The sequence below is a fragment of the Micromonospora trifolii genome, from assembly GCF_050516465.1.
Classification (GTDB): Bacteria; Actinomycetota; Actinomycetes; order Mycobacteriales; family Micromonosporaceae; genus Micromonospora; species Micromonospora trifolii.
This window is the reverse complement of sequence record NZ_CP191526.1, coordinates 3193560-3208076: the sequence shown is the minus strand read 5'-3', so window position 1 is coordinate 3208076 and position 14517 is coordinate 3193560. Positions and strand designations below refer to the sequence as shown.

Below are 14517 nucleotides of genomic sequence, written 5' to 3'. Positions count from 1 at the left end.
GGCTCTCACTGAGACGGGGTCACCGGGCCGGGGTGTCCGGGCGCGACGCGTGCCAGCAGCTGTCGCACCACGTCGGCGGCCGGGTCGCCCAGGTCGTCGTAGATCCGGATGGCCCGCTGCCATGCCTCGGCGGCGGCCGGAGGGTCTGCCATCGCCTCGCGCGCCTCGCCGAGCCGGACGAGGGTCAGCCCTTCGTGATACCGGTTGGCCGATTCCTGGAAGCGTTGGACGGACTGCTCGTAACAGACCGCCGCCCTGGCCGGGTCACCGAGTCGGTGGTACGCGAAGCCCAGACTGTCCAACGTCGCGGCCTGCCCGACGCGATCGTCGATCGCCTCCTGCTGGGCCAGCGCGTCGGCGCAGTCGACGACGGCCTGGTGGTAGTCGCCGGTCAGGGCGTGCAGGTAGCCCTTGACGTTCAGCGCGCGCGCCTCGGCGTACCGGTTGCCGATGAGCTGCGAGACCCGCAGCGCCTCGGCGCTGTGCTTGAGCGCCTCGTCCAGCCGGCCGTACTGGGTGCAGTGCTCGGTGTACTGGCGCAGGATCAGCGCCAGGCTGTCCAGGTCCTCAAGCTGCTCGTACAGTTCGAGCGCCCGCTGTACGTGGTGCTCGGCCGCGTGCTGATCGCCGAGCCGCATGAGCGCGCGGGCGAGCATCCGGCTGGCCTGCGCCTGCGCCCGGACGTCGCCGATCCGCTGCGCCGCCGCGAGCGCCGCCTGCTGGGCCGCGAGCTGCTCCTGGAACATGCCACGAGGTGCGAGGTACGCGGCCAGGGCCCAGGCGAGCTGGCAGGCGTACCGCTCGAAGCCGGTCTCCGCGGCCTGACGCAGCACCCGCAGCAGAACGGGGTGCTCGGCGTGGAACCAGGCCGCGGCGACGACCCGGTCGGGCATCGGCACGTGCACGTTCGCCGGTATCTGTGGTTCCAGCTCGATGGGTGCCCAGGTCGGCTGGAGCAACACCGCGCCGGGGTGCGCGCTGTGCAGGTAGTGGTCGTACATCCGGCGCGCGGCGTCCTGTCGCTCCTCGGCCAGGTCGGATGCCTGGGCCAGTTCGGCCGCGTACGACCGGAGCAGGTCGTGCAGGGCGTACCGCTCGGGTAGGTGCTCGGTCAGCAGGTGCAGCCGGGTCAGTTCCTTCAGCAGCGGGGTGACGGCCGCCCGGGGGCGGCCGAGCAGCGCGGCGGCGGCGTCTCCGGTCAGGTCTGGGCCCGGGTGCAGGCCCAGCAGGCGCAGCAGGCGGGCCGCCTCGGTGCTCAGCGCCCGGTACGACCAGGAGAAAATCCGGCGGACGTCCCCGTCGGCCAGCTGCTCCAACCGGGATTCCGACGGCCGTAGTTGGGCCGCGACGGCCTCGATCGGGAAGGTGGACCGGGCGGTCAGCCGGGCCGCCACGATGGACAGGGCAAGCGGGAGGCGACCGGTCGACTCGATCACCTCGCTGGTCGCCGCCGGTTCCGCGGTCACCCGGTCGTCACCCAGCCGACTGCGGAGCAGCCTCGTCGACTCGGCGGCCGTCAGCACCTCCAGCGTCAACGGTCGGGCGCCCTCGGCCACGGCGAGGCTGCTGAGCTGATCGCGGCTGGTCACCAGGACCGCGCACTGGCCCACGCCGGGCAGCAGCGGCCGCACCTGGTCGGCGTTGCGCGAGTTGTCGAGGACGACGAGCATCCGACGCGAGGCCAGCAGGCTGCGGTACAGCCCGGCCCGAGCGTCGACGCTGCTGGGGATGCGGCCGACCGGTACGCCGAGCGCCTCGAGGAAGTCGACCAGGGCGTCGGCGGGGGACACCGCGTCCGCGTCGTCGTAGCCGCGGAGGTTGACGTACAACTGGCCGTCGGGAAAGCGGTCGGCGGCCCGATGGGCCCAGTGCAGCGCGAGCGTCGTCTTGCCCACGCCGGCCATGCCGCTGATGGTGACGATGTCCACGGTGGCGGGTCGCTCGGGCCGGGCGCCGAGGGCTGCGTCGAGGAGGTCGAGTTCGGCGCTGCGCCCGACAAAACCGGGCAGGGCCAGTGGCAGTTGCTGAGGGCGGCCCGGTGCCGCGCCGGCCGACGCGTCGTCCGCCGGCCCGGTCGTCGCTGCCTGCTGGCCAAGACGGTGGTGCAGGATGTCGTCGTGCAACCGGGTCAGCTCGGGGCCCGGGTCCATACCGGTTTCCTCGGCCAGCACCCGTCTGGCCTGCTGAAACGCTGCCAGCGCCCCGGCGATGTCGCCGATCTGGTAGAGACCGGTCATGAGCTGGGCCCAGGCCCGTTGCCGCAGCGGGTGACGGTCGAGTAGCGCCCGCAACCGGGGGATCACCTGGGCCGCCTCGCCGAGCGCGAGCCGCGCTGCGGCGTGGTCCTCCTCGGTCAGCAACCGCCGCTCCGTGATCCGCGCGACCCGGCCGGTGAGGAGCCGGGGCAGCGGCAGCCCGGCGAACGCCGGCCCCCGCCACATGCCGAGGGCGAGGGCCAGCTCCGGCTGCGCCGCCGCCGGGTCGCCGGCGGCCAGCGCTGCCCGTCCGCGCGCCGCCGCCGCGTCGAACCGGTCCACGTCCCGCTCGTCCGGCTCCACACGAAGCAGGTAGCCGCCCGGTGTGGTGAGGATCCGGCGGCTCTCGCCCGCGGCGCAGTCGAGTGCCTGGCGCAGCCCCCGCAGGTAGGTGCGCAGGTTCGCGGCGGCCGAGGCGGGGGGCTGGTCGCCCCACACCATCGTCATCAGCTCGTTCGCGGAGATCGCCTCACCCGGGCGGAGCAGCAGAGCGACCAGCACCAGCTGCTGTTTCGTCGAGCCGAGGGCGACCGGTCGGCCGTCTCGGGACACTGTCAGCGGCCCGAGCAGGTCGAAGTGGAGGGGCATCCTCACCTCGGCGGGCGGTGCCGGCCGGGCGAGACTGACGATCGCATACGCATCGATCAATGACGTTAGCATCGATTGAACATGATCTTCATGTTGTGGGGCGGCCTGGGCCGAGGCAGCGTGCGACGGGTCGTACACCGGGCCACCCTGCGCGGTGACCGCCGGCAGGGCGAGCGCCACCGGTGGCCGGTGGCGCTCGCGGATGGGTGAGCGGATCGCACGTGGTCAACGGGCGAGACCTCCGTCGGCCATGACCGTCTGGCCGGTGATGAAGCTGGCGTCGTCGCTGGTGAGGAACGCGATGGTGCCCACCAGGTCGTCCGGCTGGCCGTTGTGCTTGATCGCCTGAGCCTCCGCGACCGCTGCCAGGGTCTCCTTCGAGTGGACCTGGAGGACGCCGGGCGTGATGGTCAGGGTCGGGCCCACCGCGTTGACGGTGATGCCGAACGGCGCGAGGTCGTTGGCCAGGCCCCGGGTGAAGCCGATGTCGCCCATCTTGCTCGCCATGTAGTGCGACAGCCCCGGGCTCGTGGTCGCGATCGAGTTGGAGGTCAGATTCACGATCCGGCCCCACCCGCCTTCCTTCATGGCCGGAAGAATGGCCTTGACCATGAGGAACTGCGAGTCGAGGTTTACCGCGAGGACGTGCCGCCAGGTCGCGTAATCGAGATCGGCGATGTCCCGGAACGGGAAGATCCCCGCGTTGTTGACGAGGATGTCTACCCTTCCGAATCGGCGGATGATCTGGGTGCCGACGGCCGCCGTCTGCTCCGGGTCGGACACGTCGGCCGTGAGGCCGATCGCGGTGTGGCCACCGCTGATGATCAGTTCCACCGTCTCCATCGGGTCTGCGAGGTCGATCGCGACGACGGTCGCGCCTCGTTCGCCCAGGTGGCGGGCGATGGCCTGGCCGATGCCGCGGGCGGCGCCGGTGACGACCGCGACCCGGCCTTCGTGGGTGGGAAAAACAGACATGGTACGACTCCACTTCTGAACGGCTGTGCCGGCTACAGGCGTTGCCGGTCCTGCCACTCACAACAGATGGCCTGGTCGGGGCCTATTCAGGTCCGGCGCACATGGTGGAGATGGTTTGCATCTCTACGGGAAATAACGCTCTCGTGGAACTGCGAAACCTGCGGCACTTCGTCGCCCTGGCGGAGGAGCGGAGCTTCACCCGGGCAGCCGCACGAGAGCTGATCGTGCAGTCCGGATTGTCGACGTCCATCCGGGCGCTGGAGCGGGACGTCGGGGCACTGCTGTTCGTCCGGGGGACACGGCCGGTAAGGCTGACCGCGGCGGGTGAGGCGCTCGTCGGGGCGGCCCGGCGCGCCCTGGAGGCGGCGGCTGCGGCCCGCCAGGCCGTACAGGACGTCGAGGGCTCACTTTCCGGACGACTGCGAATCGGAACGATCAGCAGCGTGGGGCACACGCTGCCCTTCAACACCTGGCTGGCGGAGTTCGCCCATGCCTATCCGGGGGTGACCATCGTCGTCAAACAGGACGCGACGCAGCGCATGCTGGAGATGGTGGAGCATGGCGAGCTGGACTGCGCGCTGCTCTCCGCTCCGCATACCAGCAGGTTGGCGGCCCTTCGGTTGATCTCCGACCCGGTGGTGCTGGCGTGCGCCGAGGACCATCCGTTGGCCGGCAGGCACGCGGTCCGGCTGGCCGAGTTGGACGGCGAACGGTTCGTGGAGACACCCGCCGACTGGGCGGTCCGGGTGCTGGTCGACCGGACCTTCCAGGCCGCGAACCTCACGCGGCGGGTCGTCTGCGAGGTCAACGAGTGGACCAGCGTGCTCGACCTGGTCGACGCCGGTGTCGGCATCTCTCTGGTGCCCGCCGGGCTGGACTTCGCGCGCTATCGACGCCAGCTCGGCGTCCGGCTGATCCCGCTTGCCGACCTGCGCCTGGAGCGCCAACTGGACTTCGTGTTTCCGACGGGAGAGGCGGCCAGCCCCGCCGCGCGTCGCTTCGTCGAGTTGCTGAGGCGCCGACGAAGGCTCGACCCGGCGGACCGGCAGACGGCGTGATTCCAGCGGCCGGTCAGCGAAGTCCGCGGATGAGGTTGTCGACGAGGGTGCGGGCGAAGTCCTCGGTGAGCGGCAGGTCGGCGATGAGAAGCCGGTGGTAGCAGGCGCCCCAGAGTTGGTCGACGACGGATTCGGGGTCGATGTCGGCGCGTAGCTGCCCCCGGGCCATGGCCCGGGTGAGGGTTTCGACGGCGAGGGCCCGACGGGGGCCGGAGTAGCGCTCGCGGTAGGCGGCGGCCAGTTCCGGGTCGGTCTGCGCCTGCCCGATGAGTTGGCTGATGACCCGCCCGGCGGTGGTGTCCCGCACCAGGTGGACGAAGGCGACGAGCTGGTTGGTCAGGTCGGCGACGATGTCGGCGGTATCGGCGAAGGCCAGGGTGGGCGCGACGACGGTGAAGTAGCCGTCCAGGGCGAGCGCGCCCTTGGAGGGCCACCACTTGTAGATGGTCATCCGGCTGGCTCCGGCGTGGGCCGCGACCTTCTCGATGGTGAAGCCGGCCATGCCCTCGGCCAGCAGGAGTTGACCGGCGGCCGTGAGGATCTCCGCGCGTACCTGATCTGCGGGACGCCGGCCGCGACCACGGCGCACTGGCGTCTGGGCATCCGGCGTGAGCTCGGTCACTGGTCCTCCCGGTTATATGGACACGATGTCTACTTGCTGGTTATATGGACACAGCGTACACGCGGTGCCCGGACACCACGACGCACCGCGACGACGACCGAAGGAGACGAGGGACATGACGGGTCTACGACGGCGACGGTTGGGTGCCTCCGGGCCGGAAGTGTCGACCATCGGGCTCGGCGCGATGGGCATGTCCGACCTGTACGGGCCGGCCGACGAGGCGGAGAGCATCGCGACGCTGCACGCGGCGATCGACGCCGGTGTCAACCTGATCGACACCGCGGACTTCTACGGGTCGGGTCACAACGAGCTGCTGATCGGCCGGGTGCTGCGGGAGCGTCGCCGTGACGAGGTGGTGCTCAGCGTGAAGTTCGGCGCACGTCGGACACCGGACGGCGGGTTCCAGGCGGCACCGTACGACGTGTCGGCGGCGGCGGTGAAGGACCGGCTGGCGTACTCGCTGCGGCGGTTGGGCACCGACCACATCGACATCTACCGGCCGTCGCGACTGAACCCGCAGGTGCCGATCGAGGAGACCGTGGGCGCGCTACTGGAGATGCAGCAGGCCGGCTACATCCGGCACATCGGGCTCTCCGAGGTGGGCGCGGACAGCATCCGCCGGGCCGCGGCCGTGGCGCCGATCAGCGACGTCCAGATCGAGTACTCGCTGTTGTCCCGTGGCCCGGAGGCCACCATCCTGCCGACGCTGCGGGAGCTGGGCATCGGGTTGACCGCCTACGGGGTGCTGTCCCGAGGTCTGCTCAGCGGCCACTGGTCGGCGGACCGTGCGTTGACCGGCACGGACTTCCGGGCGAACAGCCCCCGGTTCCAGGGCGAGCACCTGGCCGCCAACCTGCGCCTGGTGGAGGCGCTCGGCCGGGTCGCGCAGCGGCTGGGGGCGACCACGAGTCAGGTGGCGATCGCCTGGGTGGCGGCGCAGGGCGAACAGATCGTGCCGTTGGTCGGGGCGCGGCGGCGCGACCGGCTGACCGAGTCGCTGGCCGCGGTCGACGTGGTGCTCGACCAGGACGCGTTGGACGAGATCGAGCGTGCCGTGCCGGCCGGCGCCGCCTCCGGCCAGCGGTACGCGACCGCGATGATGGCGCTGCTCGACAGCGAGAAGTGACCCCGGCGGGCGGGTTCAGGAAGCTGCTCGCCAGACCCAGTTGCGGCGTTCGTAGAGCGGCACCAGCCCGGCCCGGCGCAGGTTGTTCAGCGAGGGGTTCTGCTGACCGGGCGCGGGCTTGCCGGTCTCGGCGAACAGCCACCGGCAACCCGCCTCGGCGGCGGCTCGGGCGCGGGCGGCGATCAGCGCCGACTGCGCCCCGAGGCCGCGGTGGCCGGAGGCCGTCGCGGCGGCGTTGAGCGACGCGGCCTCGCCGTGCAGGAACAGGTTGCCGCCCGCAACCAGTTCGCCGTCGTCCCAGGCCGCGTACGGTCGCCACGCCGGCTGGCCGACCGTCGCGGCCAGCATGTCGGTGAGCCCGCCGGTCGGCATGCCGAACCCGGCGAGCAGCACGTCGGCCCAACGCTGCGCCTCGGCGGCCGGCACCGGGGCGACGCGCAGGCGGGTCTGTGCGGCGGTGACGTCCTCGGGTCGGGCGGCGAGCTTGATCCAGGTGCTTCCCGGCTCAAGCCCGCGCGCGGCGGCGACCTCGTCGAAACCCGCGGGCAGCACCGACGGAACGAGCTGGAGCACTGCCTGGTCGACGTCCTGCTCCCGGTAGAAGTCGAGGACGCGATCCAGGATTTGCACGGTGAATGGCTCGGTGGTGCCGAAGCCGAGGGCCTTGCTCCAGTACCCGCCGGAGGGATCGTTGCGCATGGCGAGGGCGACACCGCCACCGACGCGGGTGGTCGCGATCCCGAGATCGGTGTACGTGGGCCCGGGCGCCTGCGACTCGTAGGAGTGCATGAATTCGCACTCCACGGCTTCGGCGAGCGGGGTCAGGTCGGCTGGCGCGGTCATCGGCTGATTATCGTCTGGTCCGTTCCCAGGCCCGCACCAACTGCATCCGATTATGAATGCCCAGCTTGTGGTATATGGAGCGGAGTTGGGTGTCTACGGTGTGGAAGGAGACGAAGAGGCTCCTGGCCGCCTCCTTCTTCGTGGCGCCGGCGGCGAGCATCTCGGCCACCCGCTCCTCGGCGGGGGTGAGCGCGTCGATGCCCTGGCTTGGCGGCTCGTCGATCGACGGCCGGCGGTGCGGGCGGGCGGCGAGGTCGGCGTAGCGCCGGTCCGCGATCGCCTGGTCGCCGGGGGCGCCGATCCGGGCGTAGAGGGCAGCTGCCTCGTGCGCGGCATCGCGCGCCTCCCCGGATCGCGCCCGGGGGCTGTTCGCGAGGTCGAGCAACGCGTCGGCCAGCGCCGGCCGGGCGGCGGTGGTGCGCAGTTTGTCCACCGCCGACCGGAGGGCGTCCGGGTCGCCGTCGCGCAACCCTCGGCTCTGGTCGGCCAACGCGCGCCACAGCGGCACCGGAGTACGGGTGGAGACCAGCTCGACCAGTTCGGTGACCCGGCGGGCGGCCCGGGTGTCGTCGGCCGCCACCGCTGCGCGTACCAGTCGGGGGCCGAAGTGCGGCACGGGCAGAAGTGACCGGACCGACCGGTGCAGGTCGGCGACGACCCTGGTGAGCAGGCCGGCCGGCGCGCTGAGGGCGTGGTCGCGCACCGCCACACAGAACGCGAAGGTCCACATCGTACGGTCGGGCCACCGGTCTTCGGCGAGGCAGGTGCGAAGGATGGCGCGGGCGTCGTCGTGTTCGCCACGGCGGTAGCGGACCTCGCCGATCACCGCGACCAACAGGGCGCGCACCTCCCTACTGAGGTCCGCCGAGCCGGAGCTGAGCGTCGTGACGGCCAGCGCGGCCGCCTCGGGCAGCTCTCCCACGGCCACCATGCGCAGGCAGTCCAGCGCGGTCAGCCCGGTGAGTGAAACGTCGGTCGCGTCAGGCCCCTGGCGGGTCGCGGCCCGCGCGTCCTGGTGCCGGCCCAGGCCGAGCTGCACGAGGATCCGTTCCGCCCGGATGGACGGGGCGTCGGCGCGTGCCGCCCAGGAGTCCGGGTCGAGGGCCGCCAGCACGGCCTGGGCGCCCGGCAGATCACCGTGCGCGAGCGAGCGGGCGGCCCGGCCGAGGGCGAGGTGGCGAGCGGACGCCGGGTCACCCGACGCGGCGTGTGCGGTGCCCGCGTCGCGCAGCAGGGCATCGGTGTCCGGATGTCCCGTGCGGGCCGCGATCGTTGCCACCAGGGCAAGCAGGGTGCCGCGGCTGCCGGCGTCCAGTCGGAGGTTCAGCGCCTCCCGGAGACCGGCGAGGGCGATGGTCGGCTGCTCCAGTGCCACGACCTGCGTCAGGCGACCGAGCAGGAGGGCGCGGTGGCGTTCGCCGCTGCGACTCGTGGCGATCTCCGCCGCCAGGACGTGCAGCGCCTCCATCCCGCGTCCGGCGAGTCGGAGCTGATCCGCGGTGGTGAACAGCCGGTGCCGTCGTAGCTCGGCATCGGCGGCGATGTGGTCGGCCGGGAGCGTTCCGGCGTTGAAGGGTGATTCGGACAATGGCGTTCTCCCCGGTTGTTACCAGGCGCGTCGAAATGCCGTCCTGCGACCGAGCCTAGCCATACCGGCAGGTACTGGCGACCAGATCGACGAACCGGCGGGATTGCGCCGAATGGCCCATGCCGTCCGGGATTTGACCTGCGGTAATGGCGCGATCACGTGATGCGACGGGCGGTGTTCGGTGCCGATCATCGAATCATGGCTCAGCTCACCGAACTTCCCGGTCTGCATCGGCTCCGGATCGTACTGCTGATGTTCGTCCTCTATGCCGGCACCGGGGCGGGTGGTCACGCTCCGGCGTGGACCCGCCTGGTGCTGGTGGCGATCGCGGCGGCGGTTCCGGTCGCGATCGCGGTCCAGTACGGCTGGCCCGGACTGCGTGCCCTGCTGGGGATCTCGTCCCGGCTACGGCTGCGGGGCGGATCCGTTTCCGCGCCCCACCCGATCCAACCCGAGTGAGGAGACAGCGATCATGGCGAACAGCGATCCCGAGCCGCGGCGCGGCGACCAGGGCGCCGCCCCCTTCGCGGGCCGTAACGTCGAGCTCGAGCGGCAGAACCCGGACCTCCTGGTTCCACCGACGACCGACAGCCGGCTGGTGCCCAACCTCAAGTTCTCGTTCTCCCAGGCGCACACCCGGGTGGAGAAGGGCGGCTGGACCCGGGAGGTAACCAGCCGCGACCTCCCGATCGCCAGTCAGTTGTCCGGCGTCCAGTTCGGTCTCGAGCCGGGCGCGTACCGGGAGATCCACTGGCACCAGCAGTCGGAGTGGGCGTACATGCTCAGCGGCAGCTGCCGGATCAGCGCCGTCGACCACGAGGGCCGCAACTTCATCGAGGACGTGAAGGCCGGCGATCTGTGGTTCTTCCCGCAGGGCGTGCCGCACAACATCCAGGCGTTGGAAAACGGCGCGCAGTTCCTGCTGGTCTTCGACGACGGCGCGTTCTCGGAGAACAACACGTTCCTGCTCAGCGACTTCTTCGCCCACACCCCTCGACACGTCCTGGCCAAGAACTTCGGCTGGACGCTGGAACAGATGGAGAACCTGCCCGAGCGGGAGAAGTACATCTTCCAGGGCGACGTCCCACCACCCCTGCAACAGGACCGGGTGGTCAGCCCGACCGGCGACATCCCACGAAGCTTCAAGCACCGGATGCTCGCGCAGACCCCGCAGCGGTTCCGCGGCGGAACGGTCCGGATCACCGACTCGACCAACTTCGCCGCCTCCGTGACCACCGCCGCGGCCCTGGTGGAGGTCGAGCCGGGGGGAATGCGCGAGCTGCACTGGCATCCCACCACCGACGAGTGGCAGTACTACATCTCCGGCACCGGGCGGATGGGCGTCTTCGCCTCCCAGGCCGCGGCCCGGACGTTCGACTTCCAGGCCGGCGACGTGGGCTACGTCCCCTTCGCGTACGGCCACTACATCGAGAACACCGGCGACGAGCCACTGGTGTTCCTGGAGATGTTCCGCCATCCCCGGTTCGAGGACATCTCGGTGATGCAGTGGATGGCCAACACGCCCCACGAGATCATCGCCGACACGATCAACGTGCAGAGGTCGATCGTCGACAGCCTGCCGAACACCAAACAGGTAGTGATCTGAGCGAGGCGTCCGACCGTCCGTCGGAGGGCGGACGGCCGGACCGGTGGATCAGCTCCCCGCCGGTGCAGGGGAGGTGGGAGCCGCGGCAGGCCGTCGGTGTCGGGACACCGCACCCACCACCACGTCGATGACAAGGAAGGCGAGCACTGTGAGCCCGAACAGGGGCAGCGCCCAACCGATCGCCACGGTCACCGGTACGCCGATCAGCAGCGCCCAGAGTGGCAAGCCGCGTACGCCGCCGCGAGCTGGCGGGGTGCCGGCGATCGCCCGGCGGTCGGCGCGGGTGGGTCGGCGTTGCCACCACATGCGGTAGCCCCAGAAGATGACGCAGAGCAGGCCGAGGGCGAGCGCGGCGAGCAGGACCTGGTTGACCAGGCCGAAGAGGATCCCCATGTGGGCCTGGACGCCGAGGCCACTCAGTTTGGCCAGCAGGGGCCAGTCGGTGAAGTCGCTGCGGGCGGTGACCGTGTCCGAGGCCGGGTCGACGGCGATGCGGTCCTTCTTGACCGGCCAGGTGTTGTCGACCTGCGTGACGGTCCAGGCGGACCCCGGCTCCGGTGCGGGAGTGATCTCGACCGGGCCGGACAGGCCCGCGCCGCGAGCGACCGCCAGGACCCGATCGAAGGCCGCCGACACGACGACCCCGCCCGCCCCGGTGGCACCGTGCTCGTGGCCCCCGCCGGTCTCGGTAGGGGCGGGGGGACCGGCGGTGAGGCTGGTGGAGATCTCCGGAGTGCGGGCGCTCAGCGCGTCGAGGCCGGCGGCGAAGTTCGCGCCGGCGTAGCGGGACCAGGTCAGGCCGGTGACCGAGAGGAAGAGGAGTCCGACGGTGAGCCAGATGCCGGTGGTGGCGTGCCATCCTCGGGTACGGCGGACACCCTTACCGGTGGACAGGTCCGGCACGAGCAGGTGTCGGACGGCGGCTCTGGCGGCGCCGCGTCGACGCCACCAGAGGATGACCCCACCGAGCGCCATCACCCACAGCCAGCTCGCGGCCAGCTCGGAGTAGTGCTCGCCCACAGTGCCCAGGTGCAGGTGGCGGTGCAGGTCGTCCAGCCAGGTAGTGGCCGGCGTGGACCCGAACCAGGTGGTGAGCTGCCCCTGGGACTCGCCGGTGTACGGGTTGATGTAGACGGTGTGCTGATTCTCGCCGAGCTCGGGCAGGGAGAACACGACCTTCGTGGTCCGGTCGCCGTCGCCGGGTTGCACTGTGGTGATGCTGCCGTCGGGGTGCGCGTTGCGCGCGGCCCCGATCTGCTCGGCCAGCGGGAGCTGACGGTCACCCACCTGGGCGACGGTCAGCTGGTCGCCGTAGAGGATGGTGTCGAGTTGCGGGGTTGTGGTGTAGGCCAGGCCGGTCAGTGCGGCGACCACCAGAAACGGGGCGACGAGGATGCCGGCGTAGAAGTGCAGCCGCAGCAGCAGCGCACCGAACGGCGACGTGCGCCGGGCCGGCCGGGCCGGTTTCTCGGCAGTCGTGGAGGGTTCCGGCGTCGACGTGCCGGACAATTCGGTGAGAGACATGGTGATCCGATCGGAAGAGTCGGGAAGCACGAAGGCGTTTCCCGTACTGGTCTGGTCGCCCGGTGAGGTGTCGCGTCGGCCCTGACTGGTAGTCGGGGCAGAGACGCCGGTGGTTCCCCCCGGGAAGTGGAAGATCGGGTCCCCGACGTCTCAGGGCTGGTCCGGCCGGGCCGTGCGGGGCAGGTCACCGTCGGTCCGTCCGGCTGCGGCGAGAAACGCGTTGTAGCGGGCGAGGTCGTCCTCGGCGCCGGTGGCGTCGGCCCGGTCGGCGGCCCGGTCGAGGCGGCCCTGTTCACGCTGGTCGGCGCGAATCCACTGGCGAATCAGGACGATCATGACGACGACGGCGGGCAGCTCGCCGAACGCCCAGGCGATGCCGGCGCCGAGCTTCTGATCGGACAGCAGCGACGACGCCCAGGTGGGGTGCACGGCGAGGTACCAGTCGGGGGCGATGACGGTGGACGTCTGCATGAGGACCAGGCCGAAGAAGCCGTGCGCCATCATCGACGCCAGATGGATGATCACCAGCAGGGGATGGGGGAGGCGTCGGCGGCCCGGGTCGACACCGATGAGCACCCAGAACAGCAGATAGCCCGCGACCACGAAGTGGGTGAGCATCGCGAGGTGACCGAGGTGCGAGCGCATCAGCACGCCGAGCAGGTCGCTGAAGTACAGGCCGAACAGGCTGGCGGTGTAGATGCCCAGCGCGACGAGCGGATGGGTGAGCAGTTTCGTGAGCCGGCTGTGCACCGCGATCAGCAGCCACTCCCGGGCACCGCGTACCCCCGGGTCGGCCGGTCGACGCAGGGTGCGCAGGGCGAGGGTGACCGGTGCGCCGCCGACCAGCAGGATCGGCACCAGCATCGACAACACCATGTGCTGGGCCATGTGCGCGCTGAACAGCACGTACGCGTAGCGGGCGACACCGAGGTTGGTGGTCGCGGCGAGCAGCAACAGCCCGCCCACCCAACTTGCCGTCCGGGCGACCGGCCAACGGTGTCCGCCGACGTGCATCCGTCGCACGCCGGCCAGATAACCGCCGATCCCGAGAACGCAGAGGGTCAGGAAGAACATGTCCGGCAGCGGCTGCCCGAGCAGGTTGCCCGCAGTGGGTGCGGTGGGCATCGGGAAGCCGAGCAGTTCGGTGATCGGGTCGGCGTCGGTGCCGGCTTCGGCGACCGGAGTGGGGCTACGGGAGAGCGCCACCGCCAGCCCCACGGTGGCGGCGAACACGATCAGTTCACCGGCCGCCAGTCGGCCGAACGCCCATCGCCTTCCGGCGCGCAACGCCGGCAGGGTGCGGGAGCGGTGTATCGCCCCGAGCGTGCCGAGGACCAGCAATGCGGCGAGCTTGCCGAGCACCAACCAGCCGTAGCGGGAGTGCCAGAGCTGGTCGACGGACCCGAGGCGGACGGCGGCGTTGGCCGCCCCGCTGACCGACACGGCGACGAAGCAGCCCAGGGCGAGGCGACTGTACCGAGCGGCGGCGTCGGCCAGCAGCCGACTGCGTCGTACCACCAGCAGGGCGATGAGGGCGCCGATCCACACCGCGGCGGCGAGGATGTGCAGGGCCAGGCTGGTGACGGCGATCTGGTGGTTACCGGCCCCGGCGGAGTGCCCGGTGAAGGCCGGGGGAAGCACCGCCACCAGGGCCAGGACCGCGACGGTCGCGGCGAGCCCACGGGACACCCCGGATCGGGCCAGCAGTGCCACGGTCAGGGCCAGTGCGGCCTGCAACGTGAGTGACTGGCCTTGCGAGATTGTGGTGGCGAAGCTGACGACCGTCGCCGACCCGAGCGTCGTCAGTGGTTGTCCGAGGAGGTCCGAGGCGGTCAGCGCCATCAGGGACAGCGCCGTCACCGACCAACCGAGCGCGGCGACACCGGCCCGTCGCAGGAGCAGGTAACCGTGCGGCGAGACGCTGCGTCCGTCGCCGGGCAGCAGGAACGCGGCGGTCACCAGCATGCCGACGGTGACTGTGGCGAGACCGTCGGACAGTAGCCGGAACACGGGTAGCGCCCGAGTCGTGCTCGGCCCCGCGTCGGGGAGGCCCGGAATCGCGGCCGTGAACGCGCCCCCCACCCGGAGACCGAGCACCAACACTGTGACCGCCGACGCGACGGCGGCGACCGTGACCAACCAGCCGGATCCCGTGGAATCCCTGTCTCGGGCGGCGGACGGGGCTGGACCGGTCGGGGTTACCGAGGCGGTGGCGACGGTGCGGGCACCGCTCGGATCGTCGATGGCGGACTGCAGTGGTTCTGTGTCGGACACGTGTTGACCTTGCTTGGTGAGGTGATGGGGCGAGCCGACCGCACGGGGGCGGGTCGGA

12 protein-coding genes are annotated in these 14517 nt (G+C 71.2%); 5 read left to right on the top strand and 7 right to left on the bottom strand.

The annotated features are described in order from the left end of the window. Window positions 1–5 precede the first annotated feature (5 nt). Window positions 6–2843 carry an AfsR/SARP family transcriptional regulator gene (locus tag ACQRWP_RS14635; RefSeq protein ID WP_430502777.1) on the bottom strand — a complete coding sequence of 946 codons (2838 nt, stop codon included), beginning with the start codon at window positions 2841–2843 and terminating at the stop codon, window positions 6–8. 81 nt (window positions 2844–2924) lie between these two features. Between ACQRWP_RS14635 and ACQRWP_RS14630 the strand changes: the two genes are divergently transcribed. Beyond that, window positions 2925–3053: a hypothetical protein gene (locus tag ACQRWP_RS14630; RefSeq protein WP_430502776.1), complete on the top strand. Its 129-nt coding sequence runs from the start codon at window positions 2925–2927 to the stop codon at window positions 3051–3053. 15 nt (window positions 3054–3068) lie between these two features. Here the strand turns inward: ACQRWP_RS14630 and ACQRWP_RS14625 are convergent, their stop codons facing one another. Further along, window positions 3069–3818, bottom strand: a complete 750-nt coding sequence (locus ACQRWP_RS14625; protein ID WP_430502775.1) for an SDR family NAD(P)-dependent oxidoreductase — start codon at window positions 3816–3818, stop codon at window positions 3069–3071. A gap of 143 nt (window positions 3819–3961) precedes the next feature. On the opposite strand from ACQRWP_RS14625, the gene ACQRWP_RS14620 reads away from it, so the two are divergent. Next, the gene (locus ACQRWP_RS14620) at window positions 3962–4876 is read left to right on the top strand and encodes a LysR substrate-binding domain-containing protein (protein ID WP_430502774.1); all 915 of its coding nucleotides are present in this window, start codon (window positions 3962–3964) and stop codon (window positions 4874–4876) included. A 13-nt stretch (window positions 4877–4889) separates the two neighbouring features. Here the strand turns inward: ACQRWP_RS14620 and ACQRWP_RS14615 are convergent, their stop codons facing one another. Next, entirely contained in the window at window positions 4890–5498 is a 609-nt protein-coding gene (locus tag ACQRWP_RS14615) for a TetR/AcrR family transcriptional regulator (RefSeq protein WP_430502773.1), read from the bottom strand. 115 nt (window positions 5499–5613) lie between these two features. Between ACQRWP_RS14615 and ACQRWP_RS14610 the strand changes: the two genes are divergently transcribed. Continuing rightward, on the top strand, window positions 5614–6624 hold the full coding sequence (locus ACQRWP_RS14610) for an aldo/keto reductase (protein WP_430502772.1): 1011 nt from the start codon (window positions 5614–5616) through the stop codon (window positions 6622–6624). Between the two features lie 15 nt (window positions 6625–6639). On the opposite strand, the gene ACQRWP_RS14605 is transcribed toward ACQRWP_RS14610, so the two are convergent. Beyond that, window positions 6640–7467, bottom strand: a complete 828-nt coding sequence (locus ACQRWP_RS14605; protein WP_430502771.1) for a GNAT family N-acetyltransferase — start codon at window positions 7465–7467, stop codon at window positions 6640–6642. A gap of 7 nt (window positions 7468–7474) precedes the next feature. After that, on the bottom strand, window positions 7475–9055 hold the full coding sequence (locus tag ACQRWP_RS14600) for a LuxR C-terminal-related transcriptional regulator (protein ID WP_430502770.1): 1581 nt from the start codon (window positions 9053–9055) through the stop codon (window positions 7475–7477). 198 nt (window positions 9056–9253) lie between these two features. On the opposite strand from ACQRWP_RS14600, the gene ACQRWP_RS14595 reads away from it, so the two are divergent. Next, the gene (locus tag ACQRWP_RS14595) at window positions 9254–9514 is read left to right on the top strand and encodes a hypothetical protein (protein WP_430502769.1); all 261 of its coding nucleotides are present in this window, start codon (window positions 9254–9256) and stop codon (window positions 9512–9514) included. A gap of 13 nt (window positions 9515–9527) precedes the next feature. After that, window positions 9528–10661 (top strand): cupin domain-containing protein, encoded by a 1134-nt coding sequence (locus tag ACQRWP_RS14590; RefSeq protein ID WP_430502768.1) that lies wholly within the window; start codon window positions 9528–9530, stop codon window positions 10659–10661. A 48-nt stretch (window positions 10662–10709) separates the two neighbouring features. On the opposite strand, the gene ACQRWP_RS14585 is transcribed toward ACQRWP_RS14590, so the two are convergent. Both ACQRWP_RS14585 and ACQRWP_RS14580 read right to left on the bottom strand, forming a co-directional pair. Further along, window positions 10710–12185 carry a PepSY-associated TM helix domain-containing protein gene (locus ACQRWP_RS14585; protein ID WP_430502767.1) on the bottom strand — a complete coding sequence of 492 codons (1476 nt, stop codon included), beginning with the start codon at window positions 12183–12185 and terminating at the stop codon, window positions 10710–10712. A 150-nt stretch (window positions 12186–12335) separates the two neighbouring features. Continuing rightward, window positions 12336–14459 (bottom strand): cytochrome c oxidase assembly protein, encoded by a 2124-nt coding sequence (locus ACQRWP_RS14580; protein ID WP_430502766.1) that lies wholly within the window; start codon window positions 14457–14459, stop codon window positions 12336–12338. Window positions 14460–14517: the final 58 nt, after the last annotated feature.